Below are 14,177 nucleotides of genomic sequence, written 5' to 3' on the forward strand. Positions count from 1 at the left end.
CTACTTTAATCTCTTTTTCCTTTTTGTCAACCCTGATACCTGAATCCTTACGTTTCTACTATTTTTTATTTTCGGAGAGTGACAGAAGAGGGTTATGTTCTTTTACTCTACCGATAGCGTCTGCCGAATACTGGGATATATGGTAGAGTCGATCGAGAAAAGCAGTCTCGCTTAGCGTTGCAAAATAATCATTTTAACTCTTCAATAAAATACCCTACCTCTATTTTCTCGCTGGCGAAATGCCCGTTAAAAGTAATCATTGGCAGAATTTTGAGGATGGCGATATAGGGAGCGATTTTCTGGCCGAGCTCCGCACTCGGAGGTATCCCCAATGGCACGTGGCTATCCCAACCACAAATTCGATTTTTCTCATCCCAAGACCTCCTCGGTCAAGTCATGACCGACATCCACAGACAAGGATATCGAGTGGTCTTTCTGGATTTTCGCGGGGTATCTAATGAAGTGCAGCAGCATGTCAGTCAGGCGGCGAGGAAGCGAAAGCTGATTCTGGTCGTATGGGTGCAAACTCCTCAGTATCGCTCTCTGAACCTGACAGAGTTGATTCATGAAGCTCGTCATGGGGATGGAATTCAAATTGATGACCACTTTTTTGCTCATTACTCCCAAGAGGAATTTCAATCTCTAGACTTGATGTACAAAAAACCAATTTTTTGTAGCATTCAGCCATTCCAGGCGGCTTTAGTTACGGAGGGACGTTGTAATCAGCTTGATGTTCAATGTTATACCACTGAGAATTTTCCTAGCTGCGTAGCTTTGGCTGACCGACTAAATGCGGTGGTGAGTTTATCGGATAGAGATACTTTTAGATATCGAGGGCAGCTGGGATGGCGGCGTTTTAATGTTTTTTTATGGTCTTATCGCCAGATATTTGGCGACAATTAAATAGGGTTGTGCGGGAGTTTCAGGTACTAGATATTTTGATTCAGAAACGCAACGTCAAAGCTGGCAAACAAATGATGAATAACCTACTCAAGAAAGAACAATTATTTTCCAGAGTTATCGTCACCGATAAACTCCAAAGCTATGCTGCTGCCATTGTATATCTAATAAGCAAGCAAATTAAGCTACCACCATCGGATTTGCCAGAGTTTCCGTTCTGGTTGGTTGAGCTCTTCTCGAGCTGACCACTCTACCAATTTATAAGTTCCAAATAGGCGATCCCACCAATCTACAGCTATACCAAAATTGTGGTGCCACTGATTGTGCTGATGGTGAATATAGTGTACGGGCATCTTCATCCAGAAACACTTAGTTGGGTTCTCGTGCTGTAATTGATGAGCAAAAGCACTAAAAGCTGTATAAACTAAAGCACTACAAAAAACTGTAATTCCTACTGATCGAGAAATCAAAAATATCGGACAAAAAATTAGAACGGCAGTAGAGTAGTTTTGAAACTCCCCTATTACTCCTAAAGACTGTTTGCTGTAGTGATGATAATAGTGTCCGGTCAGTTGGCTGCCAAACCAAGGAAAGATGTGCATTAAACGATGAAGCCAATATTCTACAAAACTAGCAAAAATGAAACTTAGAACAAAAAAAGTTATTGTCTGGGTTGTGTCGAGAAGTAACATAAGCCTCATTCCATCAAGCGTATGGTGCCATATATGACATAAATAATATCATTTCAAAGATATGATTTCTAATCATTTAACATAAAAATTCTTAAAATCATGCTATTAGTGTTTTTTACCTCTACACAAAATCGACAACTATCTAACTCTGGTTATACTAATGAACTGGCAGAGGAACGAACCGAGTTGGCTAAATACCGTAGTTGTACTGCTGCCGATCGCATCGCACCTTAATGGCTTAGATTCGCGTTTCTCTATCCTGAATCGGTTTCGCCCACCATCGTTAAGGCGATCGAAAACATACGCATCGGGGAACATCTTAAGCCCATACGATTCTCAGTCATCATTCAACTATCCTTTATTGTCGTTGTGATATTTCCTCTGTCCGTTATGTTGCTTTTTTTGGCTCGACCAGAGTTGAGTTGGAGAGTTTGACTGGGATCGATTTCCTCTTATACTAAATTCTGTTCGTCAAAGTTACTCTTACTGAACCTATGGAATTACTTTCTAGCAAAGTTTATAGCTTTTTGCAAAAGTAACCTCTATCAATCGGATTTAGTATTAATTTCTATCATTCAAAATTAGCCAGACTGACCACTATGTCTCTCCAAACGCTCTTTAAATGTTTATCAATTGCCCTAATCACTGGCGGTGCAAGCGGATCGGTGACCGCTGCTGTAGCCGAACCGTCGAAACCGACCGAAAGTTTGGCTGCTCTGGAATTGCCTGTTTCGCCGAAGAAGTCAGTAGCAACTTCGTTAGAAAGTATTACCAGCGCCCCTCCCGATCGCACCCATGGGATAGATTTGTTGCCAGTTAATGCTGAAGACAATAATAACTTTACTGAGTACTGGAAGCCTCTAAAAGCCCAAGCGATCGCTCAAGAAATACCTGGAGAACCGACAATTGTTGAAATTGAGGAAAAAGAACCAAAAAACCACAACTGGTCATTCTTCTTTACGCCCTACGCGGTGGTGCCCCTAGAACTCTCTGGAGACTCTAGTATTGCCGAAGTGACCGCCGATCTCGATCTCGACTTGGGCGATATCCTTGATGCTTTAAACATCGCACTTTTTGGTCAATTCGAGGCTCTCTATGACAATCGGCTGGGATTTTATTTTAATGCTTACTACACCAATATCAGCCAGTCTGATTCGAGAGAGGTCAGCGGCCCAAATTTAACCCCAGCTGATATTGAAGCTACAGCAGAAAACCAACAAGCTTATTTTGACTTTGCCTTAACTTATCGATTCCGGTTAGACGATAATCCCCCACCGCTAGCGGTACATAGCCGTCAAAAAGGTGATGCTTTTCTTGACTTACAGGGAGGGTTGCGGGTTAATTATCTCAATCAAACCATCGACTTTGACGTCAGCATTGATGACCAGCTCGACCTCGAGCGCGACCTCAGTTTGGGCAGCGACAATACCTGGGTAGAGCCGCTGCTCCGAACTCGGTTTAACTATGCGTTCAATGAAAAACTAGCAATTTTTACCGCCGGGGAGGTATCGGGATTCGGTATCGGTGACATGTCTCTTAGTTGGCGGGCGCTAGTTGGTGTTGACTGGATTTTTGCGGGCACGACTTCATTGGCTGCCGGCTATACTGTCAATGGCATCGACTACGAAGTCGGAAGCGATCGGGAACAATTTGGTCTAGATGTCATTCAACACGGACCTTTTGTTGCATTTCGGTTCCGCTTCTAGTAATTCACCCCAGAAATTATCACAGGTCAAGCTGCGGATACAACCTCTCTAATTTGACTCGTGCATCTCGAGCGGTAAAACGTCCAAGACTCTCTGCAAGAGAATCTCAAAAGAAAAATCGTGAGCTGACCATATTATGCGACACAGTCCCCCAAAGAGAGACTGTGCGAATCAAAATTCCTAAGACTATTTATTACTTTAAGGAGATTGTTACCTTATCGATTTTGTCTGTGAACTTGCTGGTAGAGCGGCTATAGTCTTTTGCGACTGGAGTTTCCAGGTCGACACCGATGCTGGCCGTTTCATCTGCCGAGAAAATGACGGGCTCGGTCTTTTCGACCCGACCAGAGGCCACTTCTTCACCATTGATATAGATCGTGGCGGTGCCACCTGCACCCAGACCGCCGTCATAGACAAAGTCCAACTTGACGGTGGATTTACCGCTAGGCAGCTTCGATCTAGAGGCAATTTTGTACTGCTCCAGCCCCAAGTAATTGTAGACAAACGTGGGTTTACCTTTATTCACATACAGGCTCCAGCCGCCAAATTTGCCCCCCTGCGACACCAGCACGCCATTGGCACTTCGGCTGCTGTCGATATCGGCATCGATTTCAAACGAGGAGTTTTTGATGTTGATAAAGTCGTTTTCCAGCAGTCCGGTCATGCCCTGTCCCAGAGTCAAGCTAGTGCGACCAAACATCAGGTCGGGGCGGTTGGCTAGTTTGGGATTGAATAGCTCTTCACGACGGTCGTCCAGGGGCAGCACGCTATATTTGACCGCTTCTTCCAGGAACAGGTCCTGCAGCTCTGCTAGCTTGTCGGGATACTGACTGGCGACGTCGTCGGCCATGCTAAAATCTTCAGCAACGTGATATAGCTCCCACGTATCATCGGGGAAGCGATTTTCTGGATTGCTCCACGGTTTGACGTGGATTGTACCGGCAAACCAGCCGTCGTGGTAAACTCCCCGGTTACCAAACATCTCGAAGTACTGGGTGGTGTGGCGATCTGGCGCATCGGGGTCATCAAAACTGTACATCATGCTCGTCCCTTCGATGGGGCGTTGGGTTACACCGTTGACCTCTTTGGGTTCCGGTAATCCGGCAGCTTCTAAAATCGTGGGCACAACATCGATTACATGGTGCCACTGGCTGCGGAGTTCTCCTTTGGCCTTGATGCCCTGGGGCCAGTGTACTGCCAGCCCCTGACGAGTGCCGCCATAGTTGGAAGCGACTTGTTTGGTCCAGGTAAAGGGGGAGTCGAAAGCCACTGCCCAACCAGCAGACATGTGGGGATAGGTATCGGGGTTGCCCCATTGGTCGTAGTACTCGAGCATAAAGTCAACGTCACCACCCTTCGGTTCGCTGTTAAAGTAAGCCATTTCGTTGTAAAGGCCAGTAAAGAGCCCTTCAGCACTGGTGCCGTTGTCGCCAGCGACATAGAAAATTAGGGTATTGTCCAGGTCGCCGATGTCTTCAATGGCATCCACTAAGCGACCAATTTCGGTATCTGCCATATCCAAGTATCCGGCGAACACCTCGGCCTGACGGGCAAACAGCTTTTGCTCGGTAGGCGTTAGGTCTTCCCAGTCTTGAATGTCAGCAGGTTTTGGGGCGAGTTTGGTGCCAGCGGGAATGTAACCCTTCTCTAGCTGATTCTGGTAAATCTGCTCGCGGATCGCGTCCCAACCCGCGTCGAATTTACCTTTGTACTTATCGATATATTTTTGGGGTACGTGGTGGGGGGCATGTACCGCACCGGGGGCAAAGTACATAAAGAAAGGTTTGTCGGGAGTTAATGCCTGTTCGAACTTCATCCAGTTAATCGCGCGATCCGTCATATCGGTCATGAAGTGATAGTTCGGATCGTCGGGGGTTTCGACAATGTTGCGGTTGTGGTGAATCGAGGGAGACCACTGATTGGTTTCACCCCCCAAAAAGCCATAGAACTCATCGAAACCTTGAAGGGCAGGCCAGCGGTCAAAAGGACCAGAGGGACTGATTTCCCAGACGGCGGTTTCGTGCCACTTGCCAAAAGCCCCAGTACTGTAGCCGTTGAGGCGCAGCATTTGACCGATGCTAGCCACGTCATTAGGCAACTGTCCCGTAGCTCCTGGAAAGGAGGTCGCTACTTCGGTAATCTTGGCCTGGTTGGCGGAGTGGTGGTTGCGCCCGGTCTTAATCGCCTGACGAGTGGGGGAACACAACGCCGTTGAGTGAAACTGATTGTAGAACAAGCCGTCCTGAGCTAAGCGATCGAAGGTGGGAGTTGTAATTGGACCACCAAAATGGCTGGTGCCACCAAAACCCAAGTCATCTATCAGAATAACCAGAACATTGGGGGCATCTTGGGGAGCCGTCACCTTGAATAGCGGTGGTGGTGTCGCATCCCGTGCATCCAGAGTGGTAATCGGTTCTTGAGGAGGAGGCTGCAACGGCAGCACCGAACGGTCAATGCGCTCTAGATCTATATAAGCTTGAGCCATAGCCTCCGTAGGAAGCATACTCATCAAAAAAACCGTAGTAAGTACCGTTGAGAGGATCGATGTCCAAATTTTGGGTAGCACTTTTCTTTCCTAAATTTTCAAAATGAGATCGAAGATGTTCTCAAAGTATCACGATTTAGCTACGCTCTTTCAATCGGGGGCGATTATCTCAAGCCCCGGCAAAAATCGTGATTACAAGCAGGAGCGAAGGATTTTCGCTACTTTATCGAGTATTCTTTATTTATAAATCTTCACTATTCGTACCTGATAGGTTTCTAAGCCTAGTTGATAGCTATCTAACGGACGAATTCAGTTTCTGCTGAAGTTCCATCATCGTTGTCTGGCTTACTTTGAGAAAAGAACCTAGTCTTGGGCGATCGAGACCTATAAGACCTATAATAATTATCTCGACTGCTGAAAACATCAGAGCAAGCAGACCGAGCATGGCTCCGATGAGCGTTGCTAAAGAGAGCTTCTTTTCACTTTTTTGGTGTCGTCGGGCATAGCTACCCAAGCGAAATCCAATCGCAATCGACAGAATAACAACGGCAACTGTAATGAGATAAATTAATGGAAGGCGAAGTAGATTGAGAAACTCTTCTATTTGCATAACCGTATTAACTGTTTTTTTGTATAGCAGTTAACTATTTATCATATTGAGACGGCGTTGTTGCACAAATAGAGTTGCGGAGAGATAGATTTCAAAATGGTAGATTAAATTTACCACAACAAAATCTACATGATGAAAGAACAATACCGCGTCCGCAACTGGTCTGAGTATGACGCAGGACTAAAAGGTAGAGGAAGCATTACTTTTTGGCTCTCAACAGATGTAATTGACGAATGGTTAGTTAAAACTAACTAAACCCTTTGTTAATACCCCCTTCAACAACCCACTGACAGAACAGCCTACCGAGATTGAAATTACTGACCCAATGCATCCACTGTTCGGGCGAAAATTTGAGGTGATTTCCCTATCCCATTCAGGGCAAGAATTTGGCCATGCGATCGTGAAATATCAAGGTCAGATGCGGTTACGCATTCCCTTGTCAGCGACTCAATTAACTCCAACCAGAAGATATTTGGGGACGAAGATAACGAGAGATAGTGTAAGTGAATTAGTTACTTTAGCATCTCAATGTGAGATTCTATGTCTATCTCACCAGGACAAGTCTGGGAACGTTTGTCCCCAGAACGACAAGAACAAATCATCGATGAACTCATGACCATCTTCGAGGAGGTAATTTATGAGCAGCTCAGAATTAGTCACAACCCAACACCTGACGCGCACAGCAATCATTTATATTCGTCAATCCAGCCCCCAGAACGTCAATTTAATCAAGTCGATCCTGATAACCGCTTAGTTGCTGCGGAACTAGAACGGCGTTGGGAAAAAGCTTTGAGAGAACTTAAACAAGCCGAATTGTCACATGCCCAACGTCATACTCCCTCAAAGGCTATCTTGCTCGACCCAGAGTTAAAAACTGCTTTGATGACCATGGGAGAAAAACTTCCCCAAATCTGGTCTACTGATGTTTTAACTCAAGTTCAACGAAAGTCTTTATTGCGCTGTTTGATTGATAAAGTTGTTGTTCATCGTCTTCAACGAGACCAGGTTCGAATTCGCATTATTTGGAAAGGTGGGGATAATACCAACTTTGATTTGCCTATTCCGGTTGGTTCACTGGCTGAATTGACTAATGGTGAGGAACTAGAAGCTCGTATTGTTGCTCTGGCTCGACAAGGATTCCACGACGATGAGGTAGCTGCACAACTTACTACGGAGGGCTTTCGTTCCCCAATGGGATTGACTCTCTTCCCCTCAACCGTCAAACGTATTCGTCTTGAGCATCGTATCTTTCAACAACGAAGCCAATCTCATCCTCGTCACATTGAAGGTTATCTCACTGTGTCTCAACTTGCTCAGAGGTTAAACTTCTCGAAGCATTGGTTTTACGATCGCATTCATAACGGCACGATCGCGATCGCCCGTGATGAGAAAACCCAACTTTATCTATTTCCCGATGAACCCAATACCCTGACTCAATTACAGCGACTTCAAGCTGGTCACATCAAACACTTGCGTTTTTCATAGGAGTATCAAGTTGTCTAATCGAACGAGTTTTCGATGTCAGCCTCGAAGACGAGTTAGTTCTCGATGACCTCGATCTCTTTGTCGAAGCTGGCGGCAACTATACCGCTTTGGATAAAACCTTTAAAACCGAAGTAACCGATGGCTCCCTCGACCTGAAGTTTAATTCTAGCATCAACAACGCCAAAATCTCGGCGATTGAGATTCAGCCTTCAACTATAGATAATGCGGTTAACAACGCACCGATTATCGACCTCAACGGCGATGTTAGAGGCAGAAGTATCAGTACTCCTGTTGTCTACGCATCGGGTGTCGTTAGCTCGGTTGCCATCACCGATGATTCTTTGAAAATCTTTGAGTCCGATACGGCAACCCTAGCAGGAGCCACCGTAACCATTACCAATCCTCAAGATGGGGAGCTAGAATCGCTAAACGCCGTAGCGACAGGCAACATAACGGTTGACTACGACCCCAATAGCAGCAACCTGACTCTGAGCGGCAACGACACTATTACCAACTACCAGCAGGTGTTGAGATCCGTGACCTACAGCAACAGCGCACCTAACCCCGATACAACCCAGCGTGAACTTAGCTTTGTCGTCGATGATGAGGCTAGCGTTAACAATTTCAGTCAGTCAGCTACGGCTACGGTAGATGTCTTGCCAGTCGAACCCGTTCTTGGGGTAGGAGCGTCCAGGTTTCGATTAGTTCTTCGGCGTTCCAATTTACTTTGACCATTTATTCTCACTTCTCTTTAGGGTTTATCGCTTGCAGTTAGCATAAATGGGTAAAGAGAAGAGTAGAGAAAATTTTATCAAAAATGCAGATTTATGGCTAACTGTCAAATACTGCTAAAAAGATATATATGGAAAACTTATTGATGAGAGATAAACGGAACGAAACAAATAAAAATGGTTAAATGGCTGTAACGCTCATGACAAAGGAGTTATAGAGCGGATTGCGTCTGGTGACACCAACCTTCTATTTCCGCCTATTAGGAGCAACGAAAATATAATTGTTTTGCAGCTTTTCCCGGGTAGAGCGAAGCGGAGCCAATCGTGAATCAGTAAAAATAAAAAATTAGCGCTGCGTTAGCTCCCAAATGGGTTCTCTAGATCCTCGAGATCGAGAGCTCGCAACAAACTTAAAGGTAGTTTCTGTTTGCTAATTCTGGCAGCATAGTTAGCCGTAAGATATGCTCGATAATCTTGGCGGTCTTCAACGTATGCTTTAAAAAAAGCCGAACTTAATTTTTGCAGGTAGTTCTGGGCGATACCAGGATCGGGTCCGATGGCTCTTTGAGGCACGGGAATAGCACCCGAAGTCTCATTAAGTGCAGAAAAGTGCGTTCCTCCCTTAAGCAAAACCAAGTATTTTTGGTCGCTATCGAGCCAAGTAAAGGGAACGATTTGTTCGGGTAAGGCTGGAGTAATGGGATCGGCACTGCCAGATACTAGCATTACGGGAATTTCAATTTGACTCAAACCAACTTCAGCAAATACCGCACTGACCAAAGGATTAATGGCGATCGCCGCTTCAATTCTTTCATCTTGCAGATTGTATTCTCGTCTGGGTAATTCTAAAGCCAGACACTGCAACAGCAGAGAGATATTTAAAGTATCTTCGAGATTGTCACACTCTCTTTCCAATTGCTCGAAATTTAATTCGGCACCTGCTACTGCTAAAGCCGTATAAGCTCCGAAAGACTGACCGATAATACCTACCTCTTGAGTATTTAACTGTTGGCTGTAGTCGGCTTCTAATACATCTAGCAAATATTTAATATCTAAAGGGCGATCGATTAGTTCGCGGGGTGGAGTGACATCATTGGCAAAACCTTCTAGCAAATCCTGAATTTGACTGGCGTTACTACCTGGATGTTCGGGAACGGCAACGGCAAAACCCCGACTAGCTAAATGTTTGGCTAGATAAGCAAAGGTAGTGCGATCGCTTCCCAAACCATGAGAAATAATAATTAGAGGGGTTTGGGAATTATTAGTCTGGGGCAAATAAAGATCGACGGGAAAAGTCCGATTGCGCTGACGATCGCGCAGGGTTAAGAGCTGTTGGCGATAGGAAAAAAAACTAGCGTCGGTGGGCAACAGCTCGGGAAAAATTGGAGTTTGGTTACTTTCTCTTCGTGCTTCTCGTTCGATTGCGGCGATCGCTTCTTCACTCTGCTGGACGATTTGGCTAATATTACTAATGATGGCAAATCCCTGATTGGAATCGATACGAATGCCTCTGGTAGGATATTTTTTGAGTACGTTAAGCGGTGTCAGTCCTTGATCTTCATCGGCTGCAGCCAAAATCAATGCCGAACGTAGGGCGTAAAAACCAGATTGACCTGCGGAAGTTTTAATAACTTTACCAATTCTTTCGAGGATTTTTTCCCCCTGATAGGAATAAAGGAACTGGGCGATCGCTAAGGGGCTAAGATCTGCTTGAGTATTTAAAGCAGTGCGCAAGCGATCTAGCTGTTCTGGTTGGAGATAGTTAGCAAAAGTATCAAAATCATTCCTGATTCTGCCTTGTTCGGCATAAACTTCTAAGGATTCTACAGATAAATTAAATTCTAGTGGTCCGTAATCTAGATAAATCTTTTCGGCTCCTATGGCTTTTGGCGTTAATAGAGCGGGGATCCCCAAACAACAGCCTAAATTAATCGTGGCGACGGCTAATTTAAAACTCAATTGAGAACGCCAACTACTATCTTTAACTCGATCGCCGGTGCCATTGGCAGCGAGAGAAAAAATTGAAGACATCGGACTTTTGGAGCGCGATTAACATTATACAATTCTAACATTTTCTGAGTACGATATAGCTTTTGTTCGACCAGTCCCAAAAATTGAAGACATCGAACTTCATTCGAACTAAAACTTCAGGGCTAGACAGAAAAATTTGTTTTACTTTGGCTTTTAGTTTTACAATTAGTGTTTTCTGTACCGTGCCACAAGCCGAGCTCGAGCTAGTCAAACTATGAAACAACTAAAGGGAAGAGATTTTTTAGCTACGCCAGACTTCAATCGGGAAGAAATTCAGAATTTGTTGGAATTAGCCGCCCAGTTAAAAAGCGGTGAGATACAACTACACTGTAATAAGGTGTTGGGCTTGCTGTTTTACAAGGCCTCAACACGTACTCGCGTTTCCTTTAGCGTGGCGATGTATCAGCTAGGAGGTCAAGTTATCGATCTCAATCCCCAAGTTACTCAAGTAGGACGAGGCGAACCAATCGAAGATACTGCTAGGGTATTAGACCGCTATTTAGATATCTTAGCGATTCGCACTTTTGCCCAACAAGATTTGCAAACTTTTGCGCGTTACGCCGAGATTCCCATTATTAATGCTTTGACCGATTTAGAACATCCCTGTCAGATTTTGGCAGATTTACTGACCATAAAAGAATGTTTTGGTACTCTGGCGGGTCTTACTCTAGCTTATGTTGGCGATGGTAATAACGTGGCTAATTCTCTACTATTGGGTGGTGCCTTAACGGGTTTAAACGTTCGGGTCGCTGCTCCCGAACAATACCAACCAGACCCAGAAATTGTCAATCGAGCTCGAAAATTAGCTAACAGTTCGGAAATTGCCGTCGTCAAAGATCCAGTTGCGGCCGTAGCAGGAGCGCAAATTGTCTATACTGATGTCTGGGCGAGTATGGGACAAGAAGATTTAGCCTCTGCTAGAATCCCCATTTTTCAACCATATCAGGTCAACCAAGAGCTAATGAGTCATGCCGATAGCGAAGCGATCGTACTACACTGCTTGCCCGCCCATCGCGGTGAAGAAATTACCGCCCAAATCATGGAAGGCGAGCGATCGCGGCTCTGGGCTCAGGCAGAAAACCGAATGCACGCTCAGAAGGCTTTGATCGCTGCTTTACTGGGTTTGGAGTGAAAAATCGACATAAGTAGCAAGTAGGGAGTATCTCCATCTCTGGTTGAGGCTCGACAGTTAACTACAACCTCGATTTTCCTAAGTTGCTTAGCAAACAAAATTTTTGGGGTAATTTATGGCAGCAAACCAACATCGATTGACTAAAACTCTGGGGACGTATATATTTTTATGCGCGATCGCGATAATTTTTTTGTTTCCTCTATTGTGGTTAATCGGTACTTCGTTTAAATCTCCTACGGAAGATATCTTTAGTTTTCCACCTCAAATACTCCCCGCTCGACCGACTTGGGAAAACTTTCAAACCGTTTGGCAGACTTATCCTTTCGGACGATATTTAGCCAACAGCGCGATCGTTGCTATTCTTACCGTTAGTTTGAATCTTTTATTTTGTTCTCTGGCGGCATATCCTTTAGCGCGCCTGCGGTTTCGAGGTCAAAAACTTATCTTTGCCGCGATCCTGGCAACTATTGCCATTCCATTTCAAATCGTGATGATTCCTTTATATATTCTGGCGGTCAATCTCGGTTTGAGAAATACTTACTTGGGAATTATTTTTCCCAATTTAGTTTCGGCTTTTGGAATCTTCCTACTCAGACAAGCTTTTCAAAGTGTTCCCCTCGAATTAGAAGAAGCCGCTCGTATTGATGGCTGTTCGGAATTGGGTATCTGGTGGCACATTATGTTGCCTGCCATACGTCCTGCTTTATTTACTCTGGCGATCTTCGCCTTTATTAGTTCTTGGAGTGATTTTTTGTGGCCTTTGATCGTACTCGATCGCCCCGAATACTATACTTTACCTCTAGCGGTTGCTAATTTAGCTAGCTCGTTTTCCCTTGACTGGCGACTAGTAGCCGCAGGTTCGGTAATTTCTATCGCTCCGATACTAGTGCTGTTTCTGTTCTTGCAGCAATATATCATTCCTACTGATGTGGGTAGTGGTGTTAAAGGATGAATGTGGTCTACTCCATAGGAAACCGCTGTAAGTTATCCTTTTCTTCCATTTACATAAGCTTTGGTTAACTCGTGAGTGAGAGCAGTAAAAAACTGGTCTACAGGAGCCAATTCGATCGCTCTTGCGCGATGATCGCCATCAAGCCAAAATAAGGCTGCATAATCGGCAATGCGTTTGGCTTGGGCTAAATTGTGAGTCACCATAATGATGGTGTAATTATATTTTTGGCGCAGACGGACGAGGACAACTGTTTGCTCTAGGTATAGTAGGAGGTCTACGATAACATTTATGATAGTAAGATGCTAGTATAGTAAAATTGCTATAAAAATCTATGTTTCCCATCAATCGCCCCCGCCGTTTGCGCCAGCACACTCAATTGCGTCGCATGGTGCAAGAAACCATAGTAACTGCCAGTGATTTAATTTATCCCCTATTTGCCGTACCAGGAGAAGCAGTAGCCACCGAAGTTAAATCGATGCCTGGAGTATATCAGCTTTCGGTAGACAAGATTGTCGAAGAAGCTAAGCAAGTATACGACCTCGGTATCCCTGGGGTTATTCTATTTGGCATTCCCGAAGATAAAGATGTTGAGGCTACTGGTGCTTGGCATGATTGCGGTATCGTTCAAAAAGCAGCAACGGCAATTAAAGAAGCGGTTCCAGAATTAATCGTCATTGCCGATACTTGTTTATGCGAGTATACCATTCATGGTCATTGCGGCTATTTAGAAGTAGGAGATTTGAGTGGTAGAGTCTTAAACGACCCCACTTTAGATTTACTCAAAAAAACCGCCGTTTCTCAAGCTAAAGCAGGAGCGGACATTATCGCACCTTCTGGAATGATGGATGGCTTCGTAGCTGCTATTCGAGAGGGATTAGACGAAGCAGGCTTTTTAGATACTCCCATACTTTCCTATGCTGCCAAATACGCTTCAGCTTATTACGGACCATTCCGCGATGCTGCCGAATCTTCACCCCAATTTGGCGATCGCCGAACTTATCAAATGGATCCGGCTAACGGTCGCGAAGCAATTAAAGAAGTGGAATTAGATATCGCTGAAGGTGCGGATATGCTGATGGTTAAACCGGCTCTAGCTTACATGGACATTATTTGGCGTATCAAGCAGGTTACTAACTTGCCCGTTGCTGCCTATAATGTTTCCGGAGAATATTCAATGGTTAAGGCTGCCGCCCTCAATGGTTGGATCGATGAGAAAAAAGTTACCCTAGAAACTCTTACTAGCTTCAAACGTTCGGGTGCAGATTTGATTTTAACCTATCACGCTAAAGATGCAGTGCGTTGGTTGAATGAATAGCTGCCCTATCGACCTGCTGGCGGTATCTAGTTTTACAGCAATTTAATTTTTGCCTATTACGAATACTACACAAAGGGGAATGGATAGTCCCCTTTTTTCATCTATTTAGTATCCTTAATAACAACTAAATGTTTATTG

14 protein-coding genes and 1 pseudogene are annotated in these 14,177 nt (G+C 44.7%); 10 read left to right on the top strand and 5 right to left on the bottom strand.

Annotated elements, in window-relative coordinates; translation table 11 throughout:
• Positions 1-396: 396 nt before the first annotated feature.
• Positions 397-903 (top strand): hypothetical protein, encoded by a 507-nt coding sequence (locus ACLFKQ_RS16565; RefSeq protein WP_449000874.1) that lies wholly within the window; start codon positions 397-399, stop codon positions 901-903.
• Positions 870-1,145 carry a DDE-type integrase/transposase/recombinase gene (locus tag ACLFKQ_RS16570; RefSeq protein WP_449000875.1) on the top strand — a complete coding sequence of 92 codons (276 nt, stop codon included), beginning with the start codon at positions 870-872 and terminating at the stop codon, positions 1,143-1,145. The genes ACLFKQ_RS16565 and ACLFKQ_RS16570 overlap by 34 nt, the downstream gene beginning before the upstream one ends.
• On the opposite strand, the gene ACLFKQ_RS16575 is transcribed toward ACLFKQ_RS16570, so the two are convergent.
• Positions 1,086-1,592, bottom strand: a complete 507-nt coding sequence (locus ACLFKQ_RS16575; RefSeq protein WP_449000876.1) for a sterol desaturase family protein — start codon at positions 1,590-1,592, stop codon at positions 1,086-1,088. The genes ACLFKQ_RS16570 and ACLFKQ_RS16575 overlap by 60 nt on opposite strands.
• Positions 1,593-1,691: 99 nt before the next feature.
• Between ACLFKQ_RS16575 and ACLFKQ_RS16580 the strand changes: the two genes are divergently transcribed.
• Entirely contained in the window at positions 1,692-1,826 is a 135-nt protein-coding gene (locus tag ACLFKQ_RS16580) for a hypothetical protein (RefSeq protein ID WP_449000877.1), read from the top strand.
• A 365-nt stretch (positions 1,827-2,191) separates the two neighbouring features.
• Complete coding sequence (locus tag ACLFKQ_RS16585; protein WP_449000878.1) at positions 2,192-3,298, top strand: hypothetical protein; 1,107 nt, start codon at positions 2,192-2,194, stop codon at positions 3,296-3,298.
• 193 nt (positions 3,299-3,491) lie between these two features.
• On the opposite strand, the gene ACLFKQ_RS16590 is transcribed toward ACLFKQ_RS16585, so the two are convergent.
• Together ACLFKQ_RS16590 and ACLFKQ_RS16595 are read right to left on the bottom strand one after the other, a co-directional pair.
• Entirely contained in the window at positions 3,492-5,783 is a 2,292-nt protein-coding gene (locus tag ACLFKQ_RS16590; RefSeq protein WP_449000879.1) for an arylsulfatase, read from the bottom strand.
• Between the two features lie 292 nt (positions 5,784-6,075).
• Positions 6,076-6,393 (bottom strand): hypothetical protein, encoded by a 318-nt coding sequence (locus ACLFKQ_RS16595; protein ID WP_449000880.1) that lies wholly within the window; start codon positions 6,391-6,393, stop codon positions 6,076-6,078.
• 132 nt (positions 6,394-6,525) lie between these two features.
• On the opposite strand from ACLFKQ_RS16595, the pseudogene ACLFKQ_RS16600 reads away from it, so the two are divergent.
• The 3 genes and pseudogenes from ACLFKQ_RS16600 to ACLFKQ_RS16610 all read left to right on the top strand — a co-directional run.
• A pseudogene (locus ACLFKQ_RS16600) lies at positions 6,526-6,642 on the top strand (IS5/IS1182 family transposase); the annotation flags it as partial.
• A 291-nt stretch (positions 6,643-6,933) separates the two neighbouring features.
• The gene (locus ACLFKQ_RS16605; RefSeq protein WP_449000881.1) at positions 6,934-7,878 is read left to right on the top strand and encodes a hypothetical protein; all 945 of its coding nucleotides are present in this window, start codon (positions 6,934-6,936) and stop codon (positions 7,876-7,878) included.
• A gap of 17 nt (positions 7,879-7,895) precedes the next feature.
• Positions 7,896-8,609, top strand: a complete 714-nt coding sequence (locus tag ACLFKQ_RS16610; protein WP_449001052.1) for a malectin domain-containing carbohydrate-binding protein — start codon at positions 7,896-7,898, stop codon at positions 8,607-8,609.
• A 357-nt stretch (positions 8,610-8,966) separates the two neighbouring features.
• Here ACLFKQ_RS16610 and ACLFKQ_RS16615 read toward each other — a convergent pair whose 3' ends face one another.
• The gene (locus tag ACLFKQ_RS16615) at positions 8,967-10,640 is read right to left on the bottom strand and encodes an alpha/beta hydrolase (protein ID WP_449000882.1); all 1,674 of its coding nucleotides are present in this window, start codon (positions 10,638-10,640) and stop codon (positions 8,967-8,969) included.
• 214 nt (positions 10,641-10,854) lie between these two features.
• On the opposite strand from ACLFKQ_RS16615, the gene argF reads away from it, so the two are divergent.
• Both argF and ACLFKQ_RS16625 read left to right on the top strand, forming a co-directional pair.
• Entirely contained in the window at positions 10,855-11,772 is a 918-nt protein-coding gene (argF, locus tag ACLFKQ_RS16620; protein ID WP_449000883.1) for an ornithine carbamoyltransferase, read from the top strand.
• 115 nt (positions 11,773-11,887) lie between these two features.
• Positions 11,888-12,724, top strand: a complete 837-nt coding sequence (locus ACLFKQ_RS16625; protein WP_449000884.1) for a carbohydrate ABC transporter permease — start codon at positions 11,888-11,890, stop codon at positions 12,722-12,724.
• 32 nt (positions 12,725-12,756) lie between these two features.
• On the opposite strand, the gene ACLFKQ_RS16630 is transcribed toward ACLFKQ_RS16625, so the two are convergent.
• A complete protein-coding gene (locus tag ACLFKQ_RS16630) occupies positions 12,757-12,927 on the bottom strand; it encodes a hypothetical protein (protein WP_449000885.1) in 171 nt (56 codons plus the stop codon).
• A gap of 128 nt (positions 12,928-13,055) precedes the next feature.
• Here ACLFKQ_RS16630 and hemB point away from each other — a divergent pair, with 128 nt between their 5' ends.
• Positions 13,056-14,039 carry a porphobilinogen synthase gene (gene hemB / locus ACLFKQ_RS16635; RefSeq protein WP_449000886.1) on the top strand — a complete coding sequence of 328 codons (984 nt, stop codon included), beginning with the start codon at positions 13,056-13,058 and terminating at the stop codon, positions 14,037-14,039.
• The last annotated feature ends 138 nt before the right edge of the window (positions 14,040-14,177 follow it).

The sequence above is a fragment of the Myxosarcina sp. GI1(2024) genome (genome assembly GCF_053543375.1).